This window comes from Agromyces tardus (assembly GCF_003710805.1).
Lineage (GTDB): Bacteria > Actinomycetota > Actinomycetes > Actinomycetales > Microbacteriaceae > Agromyces > Agromyces tardus.
Window position 1 is genome coordinate 20,214 of sequence record NZ_RHHB01000024.1, and the last position, 23,691, is coordinate 43,904.

The window sequence follows — 23,691 nt, forward strand, 5'->3', positions numbered from 1 at the left end:
CCCCGACTCCGGCATACCTCGTCGCGGCTCGTCGAGCGGTGAGGGGTGCGCGATGACGGTGTTCGCCAAGGTGGTCCCGCAGTGGATGCGCGAGTACCAGCGGAGTTGGCTCGGCGGCGACATCATCGCGGGAGTGACCCTCGCCGCGGTCGCCATCCCCGAGACGATGGGCTACACGTCCATCGCCCAGACGCCGGTCATCACCGGCCTGTACACCGTCCTCTTCCCGACCGTCGTGTTCGCGCTGCTCGGCTCCTCCCGGCTGCTCGTCGTCGGCGCGGACTCGGCGACGGCGGCCATCATGGCCGCGGGACTCGCGAGCCTCGGCATCGCGGGGCTCGCACCGAACTCGTCCGAGTGGGTCGCGTACTCGAGTCTCGTCGCGCTGGTGTGCGGTGCGCTGCTCATCCTGGCGAGGCTGCTGAGGCTCGGGTTCCTCGGCGACTTCCTCAGCGCGTCGGTGCTCATCGGCTTCCTGACCGGGGTCGGCATCCAGGTGCTGACCGGGCAGCTGCCGGACATGCTGGGCATACCCAAGGGAACCGGCAACTGGTTCGAGCAGCAATGGCACACCCTCACGAACCTGGGCCAGGCGAACGGCTGGACCGTCGTGTTCGCGGCGGGCACGCTGGTCATCATCGTCGGGAGCAAGCTCATCAGCCCGAAGGTGCCCGGTGCCGTGATCGCGGTGATCCTGTCGATCATCCTCTCGAACGCGTTCGACGCGACGAGCTACGGAGTGGCCGTCATCGGCCCGGTACAGGGCGGCTTCCCGCCCATCGGGCTGCCCGCGGGCGTGGACCTCGGCGAGATCCCCGCGGTGCTCGGGATCGCGCTCTCGTGCTTCTTCCTGATCATCGCGCAGAGCGCCGCGACCTCGCGCAGCTTCGCGATGAAGCACGACCAGCGCGTCGACATCAACCGGGACATCATCGGGCTCAGCGGCGCCAACATCGCCGCCGGCCTCACGGGCACGTTCGTCGTCAACGGCAGCCCGACGAAGACCGAGATCCTCGATGAGCAGCGCGGCCGCACCCAGCTCGCGAACATCACGATGTCGCTCGTCGTGCTCGTGGTCGTGCTGTTCCTCACCGGGTACCTCACCAACATGCCCACCGCGGTGCTCGCCGCGATCGTGTTCATGATCGGGCTCGGACTCGTGGACTTCCGGGGCTTGGCGCGCATCCGCGCCGCCCGCGTCAGCGAGTTCCTCATCGCCTGCGTCACGGCGATCGTCGTCTTCGCCTGGGGCGTCGAGCAGGGGATCATCCTGGCGATCGTGCTCTCGATCCTCGAGCTCGTGCGGCGGGCCTACTCGCCGCGGGACTTCCTCGTCGGCGTGTCGAAGGAGGGGAAGCCCGTGTTCACGGCGGCCACGCCCGGAAGCGAGAGCCTTCCCGGGCTGCTCGTGTTCCGGTTCGACGCGCGGCTCTTCTTCGCGAACGCCAGCCTCTTCGTCGACGACATCCGGGCACTGATCGCGGCGGCGCCGACCAAGATCCGTTGGCTCATCCTGGACTGCTCCTCGATCGGCGACATCGACTACTCGGCCGGCCTCAACCTCGCGAACCTCATCGCGGCGCTGCACGCGGAGGGGCGCGTCTTCGCCCTCGCGGAGGTCGATCCGGTGCTCATGGAGGCGCTGCGCGACTACGGCACGCTCGAGGATTTCGACAACTCCCGCATCTACCCGACCGTGCTCGACGCGGTCGAGGCGTTCCGCGCCGACGCCGCGACGGCCACGTGAGCGACGACCCGCAGCGGGCTCCCACGGGGCAGCGCGCGGTGGACAACTCCAGCCCGACGTGGCAGCATGCCGCAGGTGACCAGCGATCCGGCCGAGGAACAACGCCTGCGGGATCTCGCGCGGCTGCGTCGCGTCCGCGATCGCATCGATCGTGAGTACGCGAAGCCCCTCGACGTCGACGCCCTGGCGCGCGGCGTGAACATGTCGGCCGGGCACCTGAGCCGGGAGTTCCGCGCCGCCTACGGCGAGTCGCCGTACAGCTACCTGATGACCCGGCGCATCGAGCGGGCCATGGCCCTGCTCCAGCGCGGCGACCTCTCCGTCACGGAGGTGTGCTTCGAGGTCGGCTGTTCCTCGCTCGGCACCTTCAGCACGCGGTTCACGGAACTCGTCGGCGTGCCGCCGAGCGTGTACCGGCGGGAGTCCCGGGAACCGACCGAGGGCGTGTCCTCCGTCGTGGCGGGCGTGCCGTCGGTCGTGTCGAAGCGGGTGGCGAGACCGGTCAGGAATCGAGAAGCGAGGCCCACCGGGCAGCGGTAGCGTGGCCGACATGGACATCACGATTCAGTACACGTTCCTGCCGCACACGGACCCGGAGGCGTCGCTCGCGTTCTATCGCGACGTCCTCGGATTCGAGGTGCGCAACGACGTCGGCTACGACGGGATGCGCTGGATCACGGTCGGTCCGGTCGGGCAGGCGGGCACGTCGGTCGTGCTGCATCCGCCGGCAGCGGACCCCGGGATCACCGACGAGGAGCGCCGCACGATCGCCGAGATGATGGCGAAGGGCACGTACGCGAGCATCGTCCTCGCGACCGACGATGTCGACGGCGCGTTCGACCAGGTGCAGGCCAGTGGCGCGGAGGTCGCCCAGGAGCCGATCGACCAGCCCTACGGCGTGCGGGACTGCGCGTTCCGGGATCCGGCAGGCAACATGGTCAGGATCCAGGAGCCGCGCTGACCCGTTCGCCCCTGGTCGAGCCGCGCCATCGGGCGCCGGCATGTGCAACGCGGATGGAGACAGCATGACCCGGACCGAGACCGACGACGATCGATCCATCGGCCACCCGGCCGACAGCCATGACCTGATCCGCGTGCAGGGCGCGCGGGAGAACAACCTCAAGGACGTGAGCGTCGAGATCCCCAAGCGCCGCCTCACGGTGTTCACGGGGGTGTCCGGCTCCGGCAAGAGCTCCCTGGTGTTCGACACGATCGCCGCGGAGTCGCAGCGCATGATCAACGAGACCTACAGCGCCTTCGTGCAGGGGTTCATGCCGACGCTGGCGCGGCCCGACGTCGACGTGCTCGACGGCCTGACGACGGCGATCCTCGTCGACCAGGAGCGCATGGGGGCGAATGCGCGCTCCACGGTGGGGACGGTCACCGATGCCAACGCCATGCTGCGCATCCTCTTCAGCCGACTCGGCCGCCCGCACATCGGCTCACCCCAGGCGTTCTCGTTCAACATCCCGACCGTGCACGGAAGCGGCGCGATCACGATCGAACGCGGCGACGAGACGACCCTGCAGCGCACGTTCACGCAGCTCGGCGGCATGTGTCCGCGCTGCGAGGGCATGGGCACGGTGACCGACATCGACCTGACGCAGCTCTACGACGAGAGCCGTTCGCTTTCGGAGGGCGCCATCACGGTGCCCGGCTACACGGCCGACGGGTGGTCGACCCGCGTCTTCTCCGAATCGGGCTTCTTCGACCCGGGCAAGCCCGTCCGCGAGTTCAGCGAATCGGAGCTGCACGACTTCCTGTACCGCGAGCCCGCCAAGGTGAGGATCAACGGCATCAACCTCACGTACGAGGGCCTGGTGCCGAAGCTCCAGAAGTCCATGCTGTCGAAGGATGTCGATGCCATGCAGCCGCACATCCGGGCGTTCGTGGAGCGGGCGGTGACGTTCGCGCCCTGCCCGGAGTGCGACGGCACCCGCCTGAACGCGGGGGCGCGCTCCTCCAAGATCGATGGGATCAGCATCGCCGACGCCTGCGCGATGCAGATCAGCGACCTCGCCGAATGGGTGGGTGCTCTCGACGAACCGTCGCTTGCGCCGCTGCTCGCGACGCTCCGGCAGATCTTCCGCTCGTTCGTCGAGATCGGGCTGGGCTACCTCTCGCTCGATCGGTCGTCGGGCACGCTCTCGGGCGGCGAGGCCCAGCGCACGAAGATGATCCGCCACCTCGGGTCCTCGCTCACCGACGTCACCTACGTCTTCGACGAGCCGACGGTCGGACTGCATCCACACGACATCCAGCGGATGAACCGCCTCCTGCTGCAGTTGCGCGACAAGGGCAACACGGTGCTCGTGGTCGAACACAAGCCGGAGGCGATCGAGATCGGCGACCACGTCGTCGACCTCGGACCGGGCGCCGGTGCTGACGGGGGAGAGGTGGTCTTCGAGGGCACCGTCGACGGGCTCCGCGCCAGCGGCACGCTGACGGGCCGGCATCTCGGTGATCGGGCCTCGGTGAAGCCCTCCGTGCGAACTCCGACGGGCGCCCTCGAGGTGCGGGGCGCCGACGCCAACAACCTGCGTAATGTCGACGTCGACATTCCGCTCGGCGTGCTCGTGGTCGTCACCGGCGTCGCCGGGTCGGGCAAGAGCTCGTTGATCCAGGGCTCGGTGTCCGGCCGCGAGGGCGTCGTCGCCATCGACCAGGGTGCGATCAAGGGCTCACGACGCAGCAATCCGGCAACCTACACGGGTCTGCTCGAGCCGATCCGCAAGGCGTTCGCGAAGGCCAACGGAGTCAAGCCGGCACTGTTCAGCGCGAACTCCGAAGGCGCCTGCCCCAACTGCAACGGAGCCGGGGTCATCTACACCGACCTCGGGCCGATGGCGAGCGTCGCAACCGTGTGCGAGGTGTGCGAGGGGAAGCGGTTCGATGCATCCGTGCTCGACTACCGCCTCGGCGGGCGCGACATCAGCGAGGTGCTCGGCATGTCGGTGACCGAGGCCGAGGCGTTCTTCGGTGCCGGCGAGTCGCGGATCCCGGCGGCCCACGCGATCCTGCACCGCCTCGCCGACGTCGGACTGGGCTACCTCACGATCGGCCAGCCGCTCACGACCCTGTCCGGCGGCGAGCGGCAACGGCTCAAGCTGGCCACGCGCATGGGGGAGCAGGGCGGGGTCTACGTCCTCGACGAGCCGACCACCGGCCTCCACCTCGCCGACGTCGAGCAGCTGCTCGGCCTGCTCGACCGTCTCGTCGAGTCGGGCAAGTCCGTCATCGTCATCGAGCACCACCAAGCGGTCATGGCCCACGCGGACTGGATCATCGACCTCGGCCCCGGCGCGGGGCACGACGGCGGCCGGATCGTCTTCGAGGGCACCCCGGCCGACCTCGTCGCCGCCCGCTCGACGCTCACGGGGGAGCACCTCGCGGCCTACGTCGGCGCCTGAGCGCTTGGGCCGCACCCGTCCAGCGGGCCGGGTGATCTCGACGGGATCGGCCGGTCCGAGGGCCGGGTGATGCCGACGTGATCGGCGGATCCTCAGCCGATGGCCCTCCGAACGAGCTCGGTGAACGCCTGCTCGACCGCCTGCGTCCAGTTGCGGACGGCGAACGCGACCGGCCACAGGTCCCCGTCATCGAGATTCGCCCGGTCTTCGAACCCGATCGTGGCGTACCGCGTGTTGAACTTCTTCGCCGGCTGGATGAACAGGACCATCTTGCCCTCGGCGTTGGCGAAGCCGGGCATCCCGTAGTAGGTCTTGGGGACCAGGTCGGGCGCGACGTCAGCGACGACGCGGTAGAACCCTTCGGCGAGAACCTTGTCCTCGGGCTCGAGTTGCGCGATGGCGTCGAGGACGGCCTTCTCGCCGGCGGCCCGGTTCTTCCCGGCCTTCTCCTGTTCGCGAAGCTCCTTTGCGCGCTGCTTCACCGCATCGCGCTCCTCCTTGCTGAGGCCCGCAGAGGTGTCGGTCTTCTCGGTCATCGTCGTCTCTCCTTCGACTTCTCTTCGTCGACACCGCGCTGGTCGAGGCGTCGGTCTCAGCGTATGGCGGCGCCGTCCGGGCCTGCTTCTCCATTCCTGATCGATCGACAACGTCCCTCGCTTCGACGAGGCGAGTCGCCGTCAGAGGCTGTGCCCGATCTCCCACAGGCGGTCGGGTCGGCCGTCGAGCGCCTCCGAGACGGCGAGCGCCTGGTCGTCGGACAGCGAGGCGACGTAGTCCACCACGCCGCGCGCCACCCCGAGGCGCTGCACCTCGGATGCCGCGGGGACGGGCACTCCCTCGGGGCGCACGGCGCGAAGCCGCGCGTAGCCGTCGGACGCGATGTCGACGAGCTCCTTGAGCCGCTGGGGCACGCGGTCGCGATCGTCGTCGTCGGTCACCCATGCCGTGAGGCCCTTCACGGCTCGCGTCAGCACGCGACTGAGCCCGCGCTGGTACATCGTGATGTCGGCCCGGTCGAGGATGAAGTAGCGGTGCACGAACTTCAGGATCTCGACCTCGTGCCACGCGCGCCGGTCGAGCGTCACGAGTCCGGACCGCGCGACGCCCCCGGGCGCCGGCACCACCGAGGTCTGCAGGTGCGAGATCCACCGGTTCGTGAACGACGACAGCGCACGCTCGGAGAGGATGGATCCGTCGAATGGGGTCGCGAGGAGCCCGTCGACGAGATCGTCGGCCACCTCGTCGACGGCCCGCGCGAACACCTCGTCGTCGGCGACCCAGGCGTCGCTGCGCCCGATCTTCCGCCGGAGCCGCTCGAGCGCGGACCCGGCGGGAGCCGAGCGCGACGACAACGCGGCGTCGGAGAGGTCGCGCAACTGCGGTGCGCCCGAGATCCAGCCCCGGAACTCGCGCGCGACCGAGCCGTGGCTCAGCAGGCCCGCACGATAGAAGTCGTCGACGTCGTGGATCGAGTAGGCGATGTCGTCGGCGATGTCCATGATCGAGCACTCGAGCGACTGCTCCATCGCCGGCAGCCCGCGTCGGGCGGCGATGAGGTCGTCGGCGTCGAGGTCGTAGGCGGAGAACTTCACGACGTCGATCCCGGCCTCGGTGCGCCGGAGGCCGCGGGGGAGTGCATCGCCGAGGTCCGCGGCATCGACGAAGCGGGTCCACGGGTACTTCGCCACCGCGCTCCGGACGGCCGCAGTGAGGTTCAGTCCACGCGGCGCGGCGGCGCAGACATCGAGCGCGGTGATGATCCGGTACGTCTGCGCGTTGCCCTCGAACCCGTCGGCGAGGCCGAGGCTCTCGCGGGCCAGGCGGTCGAGCACGCGTTCGCCGAGGTGGCCGAAGGGCGGGTGTCCGAGATCGTGCGCACTCGCTGCCGCCTGCACGACCACGGCGTCGCAGCCGTGCTCGAGGGCGAACTCGCGCGCCGGTGATGCGGCATCCGTCAGCCCGACTGCGATCGCCCGCGCGACGGCCGTCACCTTGATCGAGTGGGTGAGCCGGTTGTGGATGAGCGGGCCGGCGCCGGGCTGCGCGATGACCTGCGTGACCGCGGAGAGCCGGGAGAAGTACGGGGAGAAGCGGATGCGCTCGAGGTCGAGCCGGAACTGCGAGTGCTCGCCGGTCACCTCCACGCTGCTGCGCGGCTCGGCCACCTGTCGGGTCGCGCGTCCCGCGATCATCCTCGCCCTCCCGCTGCACCGCCCGCGGGCGACGGATGCCGCGCGGGATCGTCTCCCAGACTAGGCGGTGCCGATTCCAACTGTTCGGTTGGAAACGCCCCACGAGGCGAGCAGTCGGAGACGCTCGGCGGAGGGGGAGCCCGGCTCGGCCGTGTAGATCATGAGCACCTGCCCGGGTTCCGCGGTGATCGCGAGCTCTTCGTACGCCAGCGTGAGGTCGCCGACGACCGGGTGGTGGAAGCGCTTGGTGCCGCTGCCGTGAGTCCTGACGTCGTGGGCACCCCAGAGCCTGCGGAAGGTGTCGCTGCGGGTGGACAGTTCGCCGATGAGGTCCTGCAGCCCGGTGTCGTGCGGGTCGCGGCCGGCTTCGCTGCGCATGATCGCCACGCACATCTCGGCGAACAGGTCCCAATCGGGGTAGAACTCCCGCGAGACGGGGTCGAGGAACTGGAATCGCGCGAGGTTGGGCGTACGGCCACCGTCGCCGATGACCGGCGAGTAGAACGCGCGCCCGAGTTCATTGGTGGCGAGGATGTCCTGGTGCTGGTCGCGCACGAACGCCACACCGTCGGTGATCGCCGCCAGCGCCCAGTGCAGGCTCGGCCGCGTCACGACCTGGCTCTTCACGCGCCGGCGAGCGCGGCCGGAGGAGGGGATGCCGTCGGCCGCGCGGGCGAGGTCGAGCAGGTGCGATCGCTCGGTGTCATTCAGCTGCAACGCGCGCGCGATCGCGTCGAGCACCGCAGCGGATGCCCCGGCGATCGCGCCGCGCTCGAGCTTCGCGTAGTACTCGACGCTGACGCCCGCGAGGGTCGCGACCTCGGAGCGACGCAGGCCCGCGACGCGGCGGTTCGGACCCGCCGGAATGCCCGCTCGCTCGGGGGTGAGCTTGGCGCGGCGCGACATGAGGAACTCGCGCACCTCGGCTCGATTGTCCATGCGGCAAGGATAGGTCGCCGGCTTCGCGCGATGGGTGCTCTCCTGGTACACCTCTCGTCAGGAACTCCCTCCGGGCAACGGGGGAGAGTTGGCTTGCCTCCATGTCCGACTCCCCGAAGGCCCCGCAGCATCCGTTCGGCCGCGTGCTGCCCGCGCTGCTCCTGCTGCTGACCGTGTTCGGGCCGATCTCCATGGACCTCTACCTCCCGGTGCTGCCGGCGCTGACGCTCGAGCTGGGCGCTGCGACCTCCGTCGCACAGCTGACCGTGACCGCCTGCCTCGTCGGGCTCGCCGCGGGGCAGCTCATCGCCGGGCCCGCCTCGGACCGGTTCGGCCGACGCGGCGTGCTCCTCGTCGGCGTCGTCGCCTACATCGTCACCTCGACGCTGTGCGCGATGAGCCCGACGGTGGGAACCCTGATCGTCGCCCGTCTCGTGCAGGGGCTGGCCGGGGGAGTGGGAATCGTGATCGCGCAGGCCGCCGGCCGCGACCTCTACTCCGGTGGGCCACTCATCCGCTACTACGGTCGCCTGACCGTGCTCGGCGGCCTGGCCGCGATCGTCGGTCCGCTGCTGGGCGGGCAGCTCGCCACCGTCACCGACTGGCGCGGCCTCTTCCTCTTCCTCGCGGGCGTCGGGGTGCTGATCCTGCTGGCGGTGCTCGCACTGTTCCGGGAGACCCTGCCGCTCGAACGGCGCACGCGCGGCGGCTTCGCGCAGACCAGACGCGACTTCCGGATGCTGCTGTCGGATCGAGTCTTCCTCGGCACGGTGCTGCTGCAGGGCCTCCTGTACGCAGCCCTGTTCGCCTACCTCGCCGGCGCCACGTTCGTGCTGCAGGGGATCTACGGGCTCACTCCGCAGGAGTACGCGCTCGCGTTCGGGCTCAACTCCGCCGGATTCATGCTCTTCGGCTACCTCGCCGGCCGGGCCGCCGAGCGGTGGAGCCTGCACGGAACCCTCCTCATCGGCATCCTCATGTGCCTGCTCGGTGCACTGGGGCTCCTCGCTGCTGGGGTGTTCCCGATGCCGCTCGGCGTGGTGATCGTCGCGCTCTTCGTGATGGTCAGCGGCGTGGCCGTCACGTCGCCGCCGGCCACGACCCTCGCGCTCGCGGAGCACCCGGCGACGGCGGGCACGGCGTCGTCGCTGCTCGGCATGGTGCGATTCGGGTTCGGCGGGGTCTCCGCCCCGCTCGTCGGCATCGCCGGCGCCGCCTCGATCCTGCCGCTCGGCATCGTGACGGTCGTGTGCGTCGCCCTCGCGGGCGCTGCGTACGCCGCGCTCGCCGCCCGCCCGAAAGCGAGTCCCTTCATCCCCGCGCCGGCCCTGTCGGCAGACGCCTGAGCAGCTCCCGACCCCGAGAACACCAAACCCGAAGGAGCCCACCACATGCGTGGAGTCATCATGCACTCGGCCGGCGACGTGCGCGTCGAGGAGCGCGACGAGCCGACCATCCTCGAACCCACCGATGCGATCATCCGCCTGTCCGCGTCGTGCATCTGCGGTTCCGACCTGTGGCCCTACCGTGGCGCCGAGCCGGTCGATCACACCCCGATGGGGCACGAGTACGTCGGCGTGGTCACCGAGGTCGGCGACGCGGTCCGGAACGTGAAGGTCGGCGACTTCGTCGTCGGATCGTTCTTCGCATCCGACAACACGTGCGAGATCTGCCGGGCGGGCTACCAGACGCACTGCGTGCATCGCCAGCCGGGGGCGGCCACGGGTGCGCAGTCGGAGTACTGCCGAATCCCGCTCGCCGACGGAACCCTCGTCGCCACGCCCGGTCACCCCGATCCCGAGCTGATTCCGTCGCTCCTGGCGGCATCCGACGTGCTCGGCACCGGCTGGTTCGCCGCCGTCGCCGCCGAAGCCGGCCCGGGCAAGACCGTCGCGGTCGTCGGCGACGGCGCCGTGGGGCTGCTCGGCATCCTCGCCGCGAAGGAGCTCGGAGCGGAGCGCATCATCGCGATGTCCCGGCACGCCGACCGACAGGCCCTTGCCCGCGAGTTCGGCGCGACCGACATCGTCGAGGAGCGCGGCGACGCCGGCGTGGCCGCCATCAAGGCGCTCACGAACGGACTCGGTGCGCACAGCGTCATCGAGGCGGTGGGCACCCAGGAGTCGATGATGCAGGCGATCCGCGCCACGCGCCCCGGAGGGCACGTAGGCTACGTCGGCGTCTCGCACGACGTGTCCCTCGACGGCCTGGACCTGTTCTTCTCGGGGGTGCACCTGCACGGCGGTCCCGCGCCCGTGCGGCGGTTCCTGCCCGAGCTGATCCAGCTGATCTGGGACCGGAAGATCGACCCCGGCAAGGTCTTCGACCTCTCCCTGCCGCTCGAGGAAGCGGCCGAGGGCTACCGCGCCATGGACGAGCGGCGGGCCATCAAGGTGCTCCTCACCATCGGCTGAGGCTGGGGGAGCGGCTGGAAAACGAATTCCCAACGCTCGCCAATGGAGATGCGGGAAGTCCGTCCGAAGTCCCCGGCGTACGCGGGCTCGCTCGGCCGTCTGACGGCGCAGGCTCGCATCGGCGCCACGAGACGGACGAATCCATCCGTTCGCATGCACGGATGCGGGGAGCCCGAGGCCGGACGAGAATGCGCTCATGAATCGCGTCGCGCAAGTGCTCGCCGTCCTCGAGGCCCTCACGCTGATCACGATCGGGGTGCTGGAGTCGTTCTTCTACCGCACGCCGGAGCTGTACCCGATCTTCCTGATCGAGCCCGACGACTACGACGCCGTGGCACTCTGGACGAGGAATGTGGGCGTCTACAACATGCTCATGGGCGCGGCCATCATCGTCGGCGTCGTGCTCGTGCACCGGGCGCAGGTGGCGGCCGGTCGTGCGATCGTGCTGACGATCTCTGCGATGCACCTGGTGCTCGGCGTCTCGCTCGTCGTCACGGCGCCGGAACTCTGGCTCTCGGCGATCTTCGAGTTCGGGCTGGCGTTGGCCGTCATCCTCGCGATCGTGTTGGGCGAGCGGCGCTCGGTCGGCCGCGGGGAACCGCAGGTCGCGAGGACCTGAATCGGGACAGCTTCTCCGGACCCTTCCGCGGCCGTCGGTCTGCCCACTTCCGTCCGTCATCGATGCGCCGATAATGCACATTATGTCGGTTCGTAAATCCCCTATCTGCAGGAAATGCAGATAGGAGAAGGATGGCTAACGTCCGATACCGTGTTCAGAAATCCCATCTGATCTCGATAATTGCCATCTGATCTCGATAATTGCCGTCGCGGCGCTTGTCCATTGCACTAAGTGGTGCCCGTCAGATTCGCCAGACTCACGCCACCCCGATTTGCTGCTGATCAGGAAATTCCGCGTCGGATCTTGCAGAATATGCAGGAATCCTGCAAAAATTGCAGACGCAGGAGGTGTTGACGATGTCACGTTCGGGCGGGACGATCTCGTACCTGCTGGTCCCAGGCGGCGTTCCGGATCCGGACGCGTTTCTTGCGCTGGTACTTGACGGGTGGGGCTCCGCGATGACGGCGCGAGGACTCGGGCGCGACTACATCAGAACGAGCCGCGCGGTCGTGCTGCAGCTCTGTGACTCCTCAGGAAAGTATCCTTGGGAATGGTCACCCGGCGATGCCGATGAATGGCTAGCTCACCTTCGCGGAGTTCGAGGACTCGCGCACTCGACCACCCGTCGATACCAAGGAGCGATCGAGGGCTTTTGCGAGTACGCGACCAGTCCCGCGTACGACTGGAGCGAGCAGTCCGCCCGACTGTTCGGTCGGGTCTTCGCGCAGGTGATCACCGAGTTCAACCGGGTCAAGCATTCCCAGGCCAACGAAGCGAGGCCCGCCAAGCGACCCTTCACGGTCCGGGAGCTGCAGCAACTCTTCGACCTGGCCGATCTGGAGTTCGAACGAGTGCTCGAGTCCGGTCGCAAAGGTGCTCTCAGCGTGCTGCGCGACTCTGCGGTATTGAAGATCGCGTATGCGTGGGGGCTTCGCGTCAACGAGGTACGACACCTCCAGGTCGTGGACTTCTCCCCCAACGCTCGCGCCCCGTACTTCGGCGACTACGGCAATCTGCACGTACGGTACGGGAAATCCAAGGCCGGCCGCGCATACAAGCCACGGAACGTGTTAACGGTCTTCGACTGGTCAGCCGAGGTCGTCCACGACTGGGTTCACCTCGGATTGCCGAGATACGGCGAACCGATCACGGATCTGTTCCCCACCAGCAGCGGCAGCATCGTCACGAGCAACAAACTCTGGCTACGCCTCAGCGAGTTCGTCGACGAGCTCGGCTTCCCGCCCGGGCTCGACTTTCACTCGCTCCGGCGCGCGTACGCGACCAACCTCGCAACGGTGTACGGATTCGATCTCAGGTTCGTGCAGTACCAACTCGGACATGAACATGCCGCGACCACATCCATCTACACGCTGCCTGCGGCTGACTTCCAGGTCAGAGAACTCGCCCGCGTCCACGCGGCAACACTCGAACAGAGCGGAGCATCCCAAGTCCGCCTCAATCACCGACTCAAGCTCCCTCCCCTCCCCGCAGCTCGTCGAAGCCGCCAACCGAACCGAGGCCAATCATGAAACGCGAAATCGAGTACCAATGGCGCGTGCGCGAGCTCATGGCTCGACAACGCATCAAGAGCAGCGCCGATCTCGTCGAGCCGCTCCGCGAACGCGGAATCACGCTGTCGCCATCCCAGATCTACCGCCTCGTCGCGCAAGACCCCGAACGCATCGCATTCAAGGTCCTCGTCGCCCTGTGCGACATCCTCCACTGCGAGGTCAACGACCTCGTCACCTTCACCGCAACCGACGCACGGACCATGCGGCGCAAGACCGCAGCAAACGGCGGTCCGGACATCCCGGACCTCCGCAACTACCGGCCAGTACGAGCCCGGGTGATTGACGAAGATGATGGCTAGGCCACGCACCTACGGCAAAACACGGGCCGCCACCATCATGTCACTCGAACCTCCCCAGCCTCGAGGACGACCGAGAACCACGGGCACCAAGACCTGCGACCGTTGCCACCGGTTGGTCGCAAAGATCCGCGTGCGATGGCCGGACGGCGCCATATGCGGGATCTGCTTCACCGAAGCGCTCCACACACACGGGCGCTGCCCAGGCTGCGGCGACGAACGACTCCTCCCCGGCCGCCACCCCGACGGCACCGCCATCTGCAGGGACTGCGCCGGCATCACCCGCCCAGAAATGCAGTGCGTCCGCTGCGAAACCGAGGCAGAACGCTTCCGCGGCGGCGCATGCGCCCGCTGCGTCGTCACCGAAGACCTCGAATCCCTTCTCAAGCCGACCACGCCCCCGGACCTTCGCCTCGTGCGGCTTGTGCAGGCACTCGCGAGCGCCGAGCGACCGGAAAGCACCTACACATGGATGCGAGGAAAAAGAGCCCGAGAACTCCTAACCGCGATCGGTGAACGCGAGATCGAACTCACCCACGACGGACTCGATCAACTACCCAGCTCCCCCGCGGTCGAACATCTCCGCGCCATCCTCATCCACCACCGCATGATCACCGCACCGGCCGACCATTACCTCGCGATCTTCGAACGCTGGCTGGCCAAGCGCCTCGATGAACTTCACGATCGACCCCAGATCGCATCGATCATCGAGCGGTACGCCACTTGGCACCACCTCAGCAGGCTGCGGAAACGGGTCGGAATCACCAACATGGACGTCGCGGCACGAGATGCACGGCAGCAGATCACCGAAGCAGGCAAGTTTCTGATCTGGGTCGAAGATCACGCCCACCTCACCGTTGAAACCTTCTCGCAACTGCACATCGACGAATACCTGACCGACGCCGTGAGCACCCGATACGAGATCAAGAACTTCATCTCATGGCTCTCACGAGGTCGAAGCGGGCGCCGTCAGCTCTTCGTCCCGAAGCGCAGAGCCGTACTCCCGCTTCCCGCTCTGACACAGCAGCACCGCCTGCAGGTGATCCGGAACGCGATCGAATTCGACCAGGTCGCACTCGGAACACGAGTGGCGGCACTGATCCATCTGCTCTGGGCGACACCGTTGACGCGGTTGGCCCAGCTCAAGATGGACTGCATCGAGCTCCGACCAGACGGAATGCACATCGCGCTAGGACCCACCCCAAGTGCGATCCCAGAGTTTCTCGCCCCGTTGTTCTGGCAGCATCTCGAGGACCGCACGAACCAGCAGACCACGAACGTGGGCACGGACTGGCTCTTCCCCGGCTACCGTGCCGGCCAGCACCTCTCCGTACCAACCCTCCAACAGCGCTTCAACGTCCTCGGCCTCGACCCACAGCGCACGCGCAACACCACCCTGAAGAGCCTCACCGGACAGATCGACGTGCGCTCCCTCGCTGAAACGCTCGGATACGCACCGAAGACCCTCAGCGCGCACGCCGAACGCGCCGGCGTCTATATGGGCGGATACGCCGCATCCAAGCGCGTCAACACGCCTACCACTATTTCACTAACGAAGCCGTAAGGCCCGCCCGCGAGAGGGTCCCTCAGAGGGAGGCGGCATCGCGCAAGCCCCTTGGCGATCATCAGTCCTGACCCCAGGAAACGGTGAAGTCATCCCCCGCGATGGTGAAGCTGTCGTCATCGATCTGCTCGATCGTCGGAGCAGTCCCCGCCGCAGCCCGCAAAGCATCTCTGTCGATCGACGACCTTCCAACCGATCTCGCGAACATCAGGATCTTCCACGAGTCGAACTGGACCCTGCCGTCTTCGGCCCAATCGACGTCAACTTCCGCTCCATCCATCAGCTCGAACCGGCAGCCTCGTCCATGAATTTGGAAACGGCCGATTCCCTCGAGGGCACCAGACCGCAGGGTGCCCTGCGCCTCTCGCGTCCGCAGCGCCATGGGCTGGCCAACGGCGGGCCGTTCGAATCCGATGTATTCGCGACTCAAGGCAGTCAGGCATCTGACGATCGTGTCTGCGAACCGCGCGACAATGTCGTCAGGCGAATCTCCCACCGTGATAACCAGCTGCTCCATGAGCCGAGCCTACGTTCTGGCGAGGCGGTGCTTTGCGTCCGGCTAGCCTGCCGCTCGTGCGTTGCCGGACATGCCCGCAAGCCGGTCCGTGATCGACGCCCGCAAGTGGATCGGTATCGGGCAGCACTCGCCGAGTTTTCTGGCTCCGTGAACGATGTGGCCGGAGCAGGCTCACAATGGAAATGTGATTGAACCGCGACCTGCGATGTGCCTCACCGAGGAAACCGTCGCCCTTGTCATGCACTTGCTGATCTCCGGAGAAATAACGCGTCCCGTCGCATGTCGATTTGTCGCCCCCTGGGTCGAGGGAGATCTACCGACGAGCGGCAGGGCGCACTCCGGTGCCCAGTATGTGCACGGATTCGACCTCGTGGGCGACGGGGGAAGTCGCGTTTGGCATGCGCCCTCGCTCGACGACGATCATGAGTACATCTTTGATCGAGATGAGATGGTTCACCGATGCGAGGCATGGTTGGCGAAGTCACAGCTCACGCAGCACCAGCAGTGACGATCTCGCTCTGAGGGGTCGGCCCGGGGACGCCCGCAGGCGGGTCCCCCACCCGCGCCCGTGCTCGAGCGAAGCACCAGGTGGCCAACCGGTCGAGGTTCCCGTGTGACCTGCCCGCGACACCGTCCCGGTGACGGGCGCCCAAACGCTTCAAGCGGGAGCGAGCTTTGTGGAAAAGCGGTTATGGGATTTCACCATCAATTCGAATCGACGAGGATGACGCCACTCCTCCCTTGCTCGCATCCGACCGCCGTCGCAGCGCCTCGGAGCCGAAACCAGCGGCTCCGAGGCGCTGTCAGCAGGTCATGCCGACGCGGGCTCCGGGAGCACCTCCGCCACCAGTCGCTCGACGCGTGCCCGGATCTCGTCGCGGATCGGTCGCACCGCCTCGATGCCCTGGCCGGCCGGGTCGTCGAGCTCCCAGTCCTCGTAGCGCTTGCCCGGGAAGATCGGGCATACGTCGCCGCATCCCATCGTGATCACCACGTCGGACTCGCGCACCGCGTCGGTCGTGAGCACCTTCGGAACGTTGTTCGCGATGTCGACGCCCGCCTCGGCCATCGCCTCGACGGCGACCGGGTTGATCTGGTCCTTCGGCGCGGATCCCGCAGAGAGCACCTCCACACGATCCCCCGCGATCGCGCGCAGCCACCCGGCGGCCATCTGCGAACGGCCGGCGTTGTGCACGCACACGAACAGCACGGTGGGCTTGTCGGTCATCTGGACTCCAATCGCTCGTTACCTCAAGCATAGATCACGATCTATGCATTGCAATCCCCGTTGCCGAGCATCGACGCCGATCGACGGATGCCGCGTCACCTCGCCCCCGGTGCGATGCAGCGTGCGACTCGCCCCACGCGTCACCTCACACGAGCGTCGCGAGCAGCTCCCGCACGTGGTGCTCGATCTCGTCACGGATGTCGCGCACGCGAGGGAGCGGAAGCCCCACCGGGTCGTCGAGTTCCCAATCGAGGTACCGGCGCCCGGGATACACGGGACACGCGTCGCCGCAGCCCATCGTCACCACGACGTCGGCCGCGCGTACGACCTCGTCGGTGAGCGGTTTCGGGAACTCTCCCCCGATCGGCACCCCGATCTCGTCGAGCGCCGTGACGACGACGGACCGCACGGCGTCGGCCGGCGCCGAGCCCGCCGTGCGCACGTGCACGCGATCTCCCGCGAGGTGGCGCAGGATCGCCGCCGCCATCTGCGACCGCCCGGCGTTCTGCACGCAGACGAAGAGCACCTCGGGGGTGCCTCCCGACCGCACCGGCGTGCGTGCCAGCGCCTCGAGGCGATCTCGGGCGAACACCGCGGTCGACGATGCGAGTTGCCGCGTCATCCGCGACTCCGACGTGAGGAGCGCCGCGCTCTCGCGTACATAGCGCCGCACGGTCTCGCGGCCGAAGATGCCGGCGAATCGCTCCGCGAGGTCGCGCGTGATGCGCTCGAGGACCGCCTCGTCGAGCGCGGCCGCTCCCCCGCCCGCCGGCTCGCCGAGCAGGTCGGTCACGCGATCGACCTGGTCGGGCGCGATCGAGTACCAGGCGCGACGACCCTCCGGCCGGCGCACGAGCACGCCCTCGTCGGCGAGGGCCTTCGCGTGGTGCGACACCGTCGGCTGCGTGAGCCCGAGCGCTTCGGCGAGGGCCGTCACCGTCGCGCGCGCATCGGGGCTCTGAAGGATGAGGCCGAGCATGCGCGCGCGCGTCGGATCGGTGATGAGGGCGGCGCTCGCCGCGCTTCGATTCGCCGACCGCGATTCCATAGACGTCAGTCTATGTGCACCGCCCGCGGTGCCGCGGCGCGCCACTCCTCCGGCTGCGACGTGTCCGGCGCGCTCGAGTGGCCGGCGGCGAAGGAGCACGCGCCGCGTCCGGCCGGACGCCGCGCGTGCCGCGTTCGCGGCTCAGGCCTCGGCCTGGCCCGTGCGCCGCTCGTACTTCTCGAGGCGCCGTCCCGACGCGGGCATCCCGAACTCGTTGAGCGGCCCGCTGGCCACGCGTTCGGGAAGCCGTTCGTCGGTCGGGCACTCGAGCAGCACGTTCGGCGTCGATTCGTCGATGTGGTGCTCGAACATCGGGTGGCCGCAGAGCGGACACGGGCGCTCCCCCAGGTCGCTCCGATCGTCGGGACCCTCGTCGAGCACCGGCTTGTTCTCGAACGCCGGCGACATGACCTCGTCGACCCGTTCGAAGAATCGGGTGAATCGATTTCCGGACTCTGGAACCGCCTTGTCCCCTGTCATGCCGCGAATGGTACTCCCGCGGCGGCGGGCCCGCCAGAGGCGTTCGGGGGGTCTCGAGCTATAGACAGTGGCACTATCGATAGTTACAGTATCCATATGCGGATGTCGGAACTCAGCGCCGCGACCGGTGCGCCGATCGCGACCATCAAGTACTACCTCCGCGAGGGACTCCTCGCGCCGGGCGAGCGCACGAGCCCGAACCAGGCGAACTACGGCGACGCGCACGTCCGCCGCATCCGCCTCGTCCGCGCGCTGCTCGGTCCCGGCGGGCTGGATGTCGCGACCGCGAAGGACGTCGTCGCTGCGATCGACTCCGACCTGCCGATCAACCATGTCTTCGGCATCGCCCAGCGCGCGGCATCCGTGCGCCTCACCGGCCTCGGAGGCGACGACGAGGCCCTCGCCAGAGTGGACGAACTGCTCGCCGGCCTGCGGATCCACCCGTCCAATCCGGGGCGCGAGGCCGCCGCCGCCGTGATCGCCGCATTCGAGTCCACCGGCCAGCGGCATGAGCCCGACTGGTATCGCCGCTCTCTCGAGGCCGCGCTCGTCGTCGCGGAGGCCGACCTCGACATGGTCGAACGCCGACAGGGGCGCGACGCCCAGGCCGAGACCGTCGTCGTGGGAACGGCCCTCGGCGACGCCCTGTTCGCCGCGCTGCGGCGGGCCGCCCAGGAGCACGTCTCCACCCTTCGCTACGAGCCGGTCGCACCGGTCGAGCCCGACCACCGGGAGCATCCAGATGTCCGTCAGCACTGAGGTCCGCGCCACCGCGCAGGACGTCGACACCCGCCTCACCGTTCGCGCCGTGACCTGGCACCGACCACTCGCCGTGCTCGTCCTGCTCATGGTGGCACTCACCGCGGCGAGCGTCGCCGGACTCCTGCTCGACGAGCGCGAGCTGCTCGGCCAGCCGATCTGGGCCAAGCCCCTCAAGTTCTCGGTCTCGATCCTCATCTATTCGGTCACGTTCTCGTGGCTCATCGGCCTCACGCGCGGACGGCTGCGCCGCGTCGCGTGGTGGGCGGGCACCATCGCCGCGGCCGCACTCCTCGTCGAGATGGCCGTCATCGTCGGCGCGGTCGTCGCCGGCACCACGAGCCACTTCAATGTGTCGACCCCGCTGAACACGACGCTCTGGGCCGTGATGGCGGCCTCCATCGTCGTCGTCTGGGTGGCGTCCCTCCTCGTGTCGCTCGCCCTGTTCCGCGCGCCGCTCGGCGACCGCGCCCGAACCCTCGCGATCCGCGCCGGCGCGCTCGTCGCGCTCCTCGGCATGGGTCTCGCGTTCCTCATGACCGGACCGACGGCGGCGCAGCTGCAGGACTTCCGGGGGGTCGCCGGGGCGCACTCCGTCGGGGTCGCCGACGGCGGCGCCGGCATCCCGATCCTCGGCTGGAGCACCGAGGGCGGCGACCTGCGCATCCCGCACTTCATCGGCATGCACGCGCTGCAGCTCCTCCCGCTCGCCGCGATCCTCCTCGAACTCGCGGCGCGACGCATCCCGCAGCTCCGACGTCCCGCGACGCGACTCGGCGTCATGCGCGTGCTCGTCGCGGTCTACTTGGGCACCGTGGCGATCGTGACGTTCCAGGCCCTCGCCGGCGAGTCGATCGTGGCGCCCGGCGGTGCCACGATCGTCGCAAGCCTGACGCTCTGGGCGGCCGCACTCCTCGCCGTCGCCGTCACGCTCGGGGTCGCATCACGCAGCGAGGCTCCATCGCAGGTCGGCGACTCCGCGGCATCCGTCGCCCGCTGAGCCGCGCCGCGCTCGGTCCGGTCAGGCCTCGCCGAACCCGGATGCCGCGAGCTCGGCGAGCGCGTCGACCGCCGCCGCCCCGTCGGGGTCGCTGCTCGCGATCTCGACCTCGTCGCCCTTGACGAGGCCGAGGGCCATGATGCTCAGGAGGCTCTTCGCGTCGGTGCCGTTCACCGTGACCCGCTGCGGGAACGTCGTCGCGAGCTTCACGAGCTCGGCGGCCGGCCGAGCGTGCAGCCCGTCGGCGTTCTGGAGCGTGATCCGGCGCGCGTGCGTCGTCGATGCGGGCGTCGCCTCGACCGCGGTCGCGGCCGCACCCGCCTCGCCGACCCCGGCGCCGGGCGGCCCCGACCCGCGCGCCGACTCCGCGGCCCGCACGACCTCCTCGAGCGGCGCGCCCGACTCGGCCGCAACGGATGCCGCGACACCGCCCTCGACGAGCGGCGCGTCGACGATCCGCACGCGGCCGCGTTGCTCGTCGTCGAGGAAGTCGAGCACCGTCTCGGCGGTGAGGATCGCGGAACCGAGGTCGCAGAGCACGACGACGCCTGCACCGGCATCCGCCTCGCCGATCGCCGTGTTCACCCGATCGAAGCTCGTGCCGATGCGACCGTCGTCGGTGCCCCCGGCCGCGACGAGCGCGGCGGTCGGCGCCATCTGGCGTGCGAGGTCGACGAGGCCCTCGGCGATGCGTTCCGAATGCGAGACGAAGACGACGCCGACACGACCAGCCGACGTCATCTCACGCGCTCGTCCCGTTCGACGCGGCCTCCGCCGCAGCCTCGAGCAGCAACGCCGAGGACTGGGCGCCGGGATCCCGGTGTCCGGCCGACCGCTCGCCGAGGTAGCTCGCGCGACCCTTGCGAGCGACGAGCGGCTCGGTTGCCACGGCTCCTGCGGCCGCGGCGTCGGCCGCCGCACGCAGCACGGCAGCGGCATCCGCACCGCCCGCAGCCGCGCTCGCGGCGGCGTCGACGGCAGGAGTCCACGCGTCGACCATCGTCTTGTCGCCCGACTCGGCCTTACCGCGCGCGACGATGCCGTCGCGGCCCGCCTGGAGCAGGGCGGCGACCGCGTTGCCGTCGAGGGAGACCTCGCCGCCGACCGCGCTCGACGCCCGCAGGTACGCGGTGCCGTAGAGCGGACCCGCCGCGCCGCCGACGGTGGAGATGAGCGTCGTCGCGACGAGCTTCAGCACGTCGCCCGGCGTGGATCCGGCGGGCAGGTCGTCGAGCTTCGGCAGCACGGCCTGGAAGCCGCGATCCATGTTCTCGCCGTGGTCGCCGTCGCCGATCTCCCGGTCGAGGTTGATCAGTTCGACGCGGTGCTCCGAGACGACGTCGGCGCTGCGGCGGACCCAGTCCACCGCCCAGTTGATGTCGAGCCCCACCGGCGCGCCCCTAACGGCCCCACCGGAGGGCCGCCGTCTGCACGGGGGCGTCCCAGTATCGGATCATCTCGTCGTCGAGCTTCAGCAGGGTGATGGAGAAGCCCTGCATCTCGAGCGAGGTGATGTAGTTGCCCACGAGCGAGCGCTCGATCGTTATCCCCTGCTCTGCGAGCACCTCCGCCGCCCGACGGTAGGCGAGGTACAACTCGATCTGCGGCGTGCCGCCCATGCCGTTGACGAACAGGAGCACGCGGTCGCCGGATGCGTACGGAAGGTCCTCGAGGATCGGATGCAGCAGCCGATCGACGATCTTGTCGGCCGGCTCGAGCTTGATGCGCTCGCGCCCGGGCTCGCCGTGGATGCCGATGCCGATCTCGACCTCGTCCTCCGCGAGGGTGAAGCTCGGCTCGCCTGCGTGGGGCACGGTGCAGGGAGTGAGCGCCATGCCCATCGACCGGGCGTTCGCGTTGACGCGCTCGGCGACCGCGGCGACCTCGTCGAGCGACAGGCCCTGCTCAGCGGCGGCCCCGGCGATCTTCTCGACGAGCACTGTGCCGCCGACGCCGCGTCGCCCCGCGGTGTAGAGCGAGTCCTTCACGGCGACGTCGTCGTTCGTGACGACCGCCCGGACCTCGATGCCGTCGGCGCCCGCGAGTTCGGCTGCCGTCTCGAAGTTCAGCACGTCGCCCGTGTAGTTCTTCACGATGTGGAGCACCCCCGCACCGCCGTCGACGGCCTTCGTCGCCGCGAGGATCGGGTCGGGCGTCGGGGAGGTGAAGACCGCGCCGGGAACCGCGGCGTCGAGCATCCCGAAGCCCACGTAGCCCGCGTGGAGCGGCTCATGACCGCTTCCGCCACCCGAGACGATGCCCACCTTGCCGGCGATCGGCGCGTCGGCCCGCACGACGTGGATCGGGTCCGTCACGACGCGGACGATGTCGGCGTGCGCGATCGCGAACCCGGCCACGGACTCGTCGACGACGCGCTTCGGATCGTTGATGATCTTCTTCACGGAGATCCCTTCCCCTCGGCTGCACGCGCCCTGCGACGTTGCATCGACGCTGAGGCAGCACTCCCCTCGCCCAAGCTACCCCCGCATCGAGGCTGTTGGTAAGGGCAATCCGGGAAATGCCGCCAGCCCTTCCCCGCGCGTCCGGCACGTGGGTAGGGTGGGCCTAGTTCCGCCCCTGGGCGCGGCCCTCGGGCTCGGCGAAAGGATGGAAGGTCAACGTGGACGATCTCGGTTTGTTGTTCCTCTCTGAACTCATCGGCACGGCGATGCTCGTGCTGCTCGGCTGTGGCGTCGTTGCGAACGTCGCGCTCGCGAAGACGAAGGGCTTCAACGGCGGGTTCCTGATGGTGACCTTCGGCTGGGGCTTCGCGGTGTTCGCCGGCGTGATCGTGGCCTACATCTCGGGCGCGCACATCAACCCCGCGGTGACGCTCGGGCTCGTCGCCAACGGCGCCACCGAGTTCGGGAACGCGGCGCTGGGCGTCACCGTCCCCGTCGACTTCCTGAGCGTGAGCGCCTACATCGTCGCGCAGCTCATCGGCGCGATCATCGGCGCCGTGATCGTGTGGCTCGCCTACAAGCAGCACTTCGACGAGGCTCCCGAGCCCGCTGCGAAGCTCGGCGTCTTCTCGACCGGCCCGGCGATCCGCTCGTACGCGTGGAACCTCGTGACCGAGATCATCGGCACCTTCGTGCTCGTGTTCGTGGTGATCGGCTTCGGCCGCAACGGCGACGGGAGCGGACTCGCGGCGCTCGGCGCTCTGCCCGTGGCGCTCCTCGTGATCGGCATCGGCGTGTCCCTCGGTGGTCCCACCGGCTACGCGATCAACCCGGCGCGCGACCTCGGTCCGCGCATCGCGCACGCGCTGCTGCCCATCAAGGGCAAGGGCGCGAGCGACTGGAGCTACTCGTGGGTGCCGGTCGTCGGTCCCATCATCGGGGGCCTGCTCGCCGGATGGGCGGCGATCCCGCTGCTCCCGATCCTCGGTTGACCTCGCGACGGGCCGGCTCGAATGAGCCGGCCCGTCTGCGTGGCCCATCTGCGTGAACCGACTGCACCAGACCGGTCGAGGATGACCGGTGATCGAAGAAATGAGAGGACGGCATGGCCGACTACATCCTGGCGATCGACCAGGGAACCACCAGTACGCGCGCGATCATCTTCGACAAGAAGGGCTCGATCGTCTCGACCGGGCAGCTCGAGCACGAGCAGATCTTCCCCAAGGCCGGCTGGGTCGAGCACGACCCCGCCGAGATCTGGCGCAACACCCGGGAGGTGATCGGCCAGGCCCTCGGCAAGGCCGACCTGACCCGCCACGACATCGCCGCGGTGGGCATCACGAACCAGCGCGAGACCGCCGTCGTGTGGGACAAGAACACCGGCGAGCCCGTCTACAACGCGATCGTGTGGCAGGACACCCGCACCCAGTCGATCGTCGACCGGCTCGCGGCCGACGGCGGCGTCGAGCGGTTCAAGCAGCAGGTCGGGCTCCCGCTCGCCACCT

At 68.9% G+C, this 23,691-nt stretch carries 24 protein-coding genes; 14 read left to right on the plus strand and 10 right to left on the minus strand.

The genetic code is table 11. The features are described from left to right. Positions 1–52: 52 nt before the first annotated feature. The 4 genes from EDM22_RS12050 to EDM22_RS12065 all read left to right on the plus strand — a co-directional run bounded on the left by EDM22_RS12050 (position 53) and on the right by EDM22_RS12065 (position 5,157). On the plus strand, positions 53–1,747 hold the full coding sequence (locus tag EDM22_RS12050; RefSeq protein WP_122937295.1) for a SulP family inorganic anion transporter: 1,695 nt from the start codon (positions 53–55) through the stop codon (positions 1,745–1,747). A gap of 66 nt (positions 1,748–1,813) precedes the next feature. Next, positions 1,814–2,287 carry a helix-turn-helix transcriptional regulator gene (locus EDM22_RS12055; RefSeq protein WP_122937296.1) on the plus strand — a complete coding sequence of 158 codons (474 nt, stop codon included), beginning with the start codon at positions 1,814–1,816 and terminating at the stop codon, positions 2,285–2,287. 10 nt (positions 2,288–2,297) lie between these two features. Continuing rightward, on the plus strand, positions 2,298–2,708 hold the full coding sequence (locus EDM22_RS12060; protein ID WP_122937319.1) for a VOC family protein: 411 nt from the start codon (positions 2,298–2,300) through the stop codon (positions 2,706–2,708). A 64-nt stretch (positions 2,709–2,772) separates the two neighbouring features. Continuing rightward, positions 2,773–5,157 (plus strand): ATP-binding cassette domain-containing protein, encoded by a 2,385-nt coding sequence (locus EDM22_RS12065; protein WP_170964111.1) that lies wholly within the window; start codon positions 2,773–2,775, stop codon positions 5,155–5,157. A gap of 92 nt (positions 5,158–5,249) precedes the next feature. Here EDM22_RS12065 and EDM22_RS12070 read toward each other — a convergent pair whose 3' ends face one another. The 3 genes from EDM22_RS12070 to EDM22_RS12080 all read right to left on the minus strand — a co-directional run bounded on the left by EDM22_RS12070 (position 5,250) and on the right by EDM22_RS12080 (position 8,288). After that, positions 5,250–5,693: an iron chaperone gene (locus EDM22_RS12070; protein WP_122937297.1), complete on the minus strand. Its 444-nt coding sequence runs from the start codon at positions 5,691–5,693 to the stop codon at positions 5,250–5,252. Between the two features lie 141 nt (positions 5,694–5,834). Then, entirely contained in the window at positions 5,835–7,349 is a 1,515-nt protein-coding gene (gene dgt, locus EDM22_RS12075) for a dGTP triphosphohydrolase (RefSeq protein WP_122937298.1), read from the minus strand. 60 nt (positions 7,350–7,409) lie between these two features. Further along, entirely contained in the window at positions 7,410–8,288 is an 879-nt protein-coding gene (locus EDM22_RS12080; protein ID WP_122937299.1) for a helix-turn-helix transcriptional regulator, read from the minus strand. A 101-nt stretch (positions 8,289–8,389) separates the two neighbouring features. On the opposite strand from EDM22_RS12080, the gene EDM22_RS12085 reads away from it, so the two are divergent. The 6 genes from EDM22_RS12085 (at position 8,390) to EDM22_RS12110 (ending at position 14,752) form a co-directional block, all read left to right on the plus strand. After that, positions 8,390–9,634 (plus strand): multidrug effflux MFS transporter, encoded by a 1,245-nt coding sequence (locus EDM22_RS12085; protein WP_122937300.1) that lies wholly within the window; start codon positions 8,390–8,392, stop codon positions 9,632–9,634. Between the two features lie 45 nt (positions 9,635–9,679). After that, positions 9,680–10,702 (plus strand): zinc-dependent alcohol dehydrogenase family protein, encoded by a 1,023-nt coding sequence (locus tag EDM22_RS12090; protein ID WP_122937301.1) that lies wholly within the window; start codon positions 9,680–9,682, stop codon positions 10,700–10,702. 196 nt (positions 10,703–10,898) lie between these two features. Continuing rightward, positions 10,899–11,321, plus strand: coding sequence for a DUF1304 family protein (locus tag EDM22_RS12095; protein WP_122937302.1), 423 nt, complete (start codon positions 10,899–10,901; stop codon positions 11,319–11,321). 332 nt (positions 11,322–11,653) lie between these two features. After that, a complete protein-coding gene (locus tag EDM22_RS12100) occupies positions 11,654–12,850 on the plus strand; it encodes a tyrosine-type recombinase/integrase (RefSeq protein ID WP_212591943.1) in 1,197 nt (398 codons plus the stop codon). Continuing rightward, positions 12,847–13,191: a helix-turn-helix domain-containing protein gene (locus EDM22_RS12105; protein WP_122937303.1), complete on the plus strand. Its 345-nt coding sequence runs from the start codon at positions 12,847–12,849 to the stop codon at positions 13,189–13,191. The genes EDM22_RS12100 and EDM22_RS12105 overlap by 4 nt, the downstream gene beginning before the upstream one ends. Before the next feature lie 112 nt (positions 13,192–13,303). Continuing rightward, positions 13,304–14,752 (plus strand): site-specific recombinase, encoded by a 1,449-nt coding sequence (locus EDM22_RS12110; RefSeq protein ID WP_122937304.1) that lies wholly within the window; start codon positions 13,304–13,306, stop codon positions 14,750–14,752. Between the two features lie 61 nt (positions 14,753–14,813). Here EDM22_RS12110 and EDM22_RS12115 read toward each other — a convergent pair whose 3' ends face one another. The 4 genes from EDM22_RS12115 to EDM22_RS12135 form a co-directional block, all read right to left on the minus strand. Beyond that, positions 14,814–15,269, minus strand: coding sequence for a DUF6896 domain-containing protein (locus EDM22_RS12115; RefSeq protein WP_122937305.1), 456 nt, complete (start codon positions 15,267–15,269; stop codon positions 14,814–14,816). An 811-nt stretch (positions 15,270–16,080) separates the two neighbouring features. Next, the gene (locus EDM22_RS12125) at positions 16,081–16,497 is read right to left on the minus strand and encodes an arsenate reductase ArsC (protein ID WP_122937307.1); all 417 of its coding nucleotides are present in this window, start codon (positions 16,495–16,497) and stop codon (positions 16,081–16,083) included. A gap of 145 nt (positions 16,498–16,642) precedes the next feature. Beyond that, positions 16,643–17,545, minus strand: a complete 903-nt coding sequence (locus EDM22_RS12130; RefSeq protein WP_122937308.1) for a metalloregulator ArsR/SmtB family transcription factor — start codon at positions 17,543–17,545, stop codon at positions 16,643–16,645. Positions 17,546–17,686: 141 nt separating this feature from the next. Beyond that, a complete protein-coding gene (locus tag EDM22_RS12135; RefSeq protein WP_138708079.1) occupies positions 17,687–18,025 on the minus strand; it encodes a hypothetical protein in 339 nt (112 codons plus the stop codon). A 102-nt stretch (positions 18,026–18,127) separates the two neighbouring features. On the opposite strand from EDM22_RS12135, the gene EDM22_RS12140 reads away from it, so the two are divergent. Continuing rightward, positions 18,128–18,784, plus strand: a complete 657-nt coding sequence (locus EDM22_RS12140) for a MerR family transcriptional regulator (protein ID WP_212591944.1) — start codon at positions 18,128–18,130, stop codon at positions 18,782–18,784. Further along, positions 18,768–19,784 carry a hypothetical protein gene (locus EDM22_RS12145; protein ID WP_212591945.1) on the plus strand — a complete coding sequence of 339 codons (1,017 nt, stop codon included), beginning with the start codon at positions 18,768–18,770 and terminating at the stop codon, positions 19,782–19,784. Before EDM22_RS12140 ends, EDM22_RS12145 begins: the two co-directional genes overlap by 17 nt. A gap of 21 nt (positions 19,785–19,805) precedes the next feature. Here EDM22_RS12145 and dhaM read toward each other — a convergent pair whose 3' ends face one another. From dhaM to dhaK, 3 genes are read right to left on the minus strand one after another with little or no spacing between them, the layout of a single operon-like run. Continuing rightward, positions 19,806–20,525: a dihydroxyacetone kinase phosphoryl donor subunit DhaM gene (gene dhaM / locus EDM22_RS12150; RefSeq protein WP_122937311.1), complete on the minus strand. Its 720-nt coding sequence runs from the start codon at positions 20,523–20,525 to the stop codon at positions 19,806–19,808. A gap of 1 nt (position 20,526) precedes the next feature. After that, positions 20,527–21,174, minus strand: coding sequence for a dihydroxyacetone kinase subunit DhaL (dhaL, locus tag EDM22_RS12155; RefSeq protein WP_122937312.1), 648 nt, complete (start codon positions 21,172–21,174; stop codon positions 20,527–20,529). 10 nt (positions 21,175–21,184) lie between these two features. Next, positions 21,185–22,186 (minus strand): dihydroxyacetone kinase subunit DhaK, encoded by a 1,002-nt coding sequence (gene dhaK, locus EDM22_RS12160; RefSeq protein WP_122937313.1) that lies wholly within the window; start codon positions 22,184–22,186, stop codon positions 21,185–21,187. Between the two features lie 218 nt (positions 22,187–22,404). Between dhaK and EDM22_RS12165 the strand changes: the two genes are divergently transcribed. Next, positions 22,405–23,178 (plus strand): MIP/aquaporin family protein, encoded by a 774-nt coding sequence (locus tag EDM22_RS12165; protein ID WP_122937314.1) that lies wholly within the window; start codon positions 22,405–22,407, stop codon positions 23,176–23,178. Between the two features lie 113 nt (positions 23,179–23,291). Continuing rightward, the coding region (locus EDM22_RS12170) for an FGGY family carbohydrate kinase (RefSeq protein ID WP_245989346.1) at positions 23,292–23,691 on the plus strand (400 nt) is incomplete at its 3' end.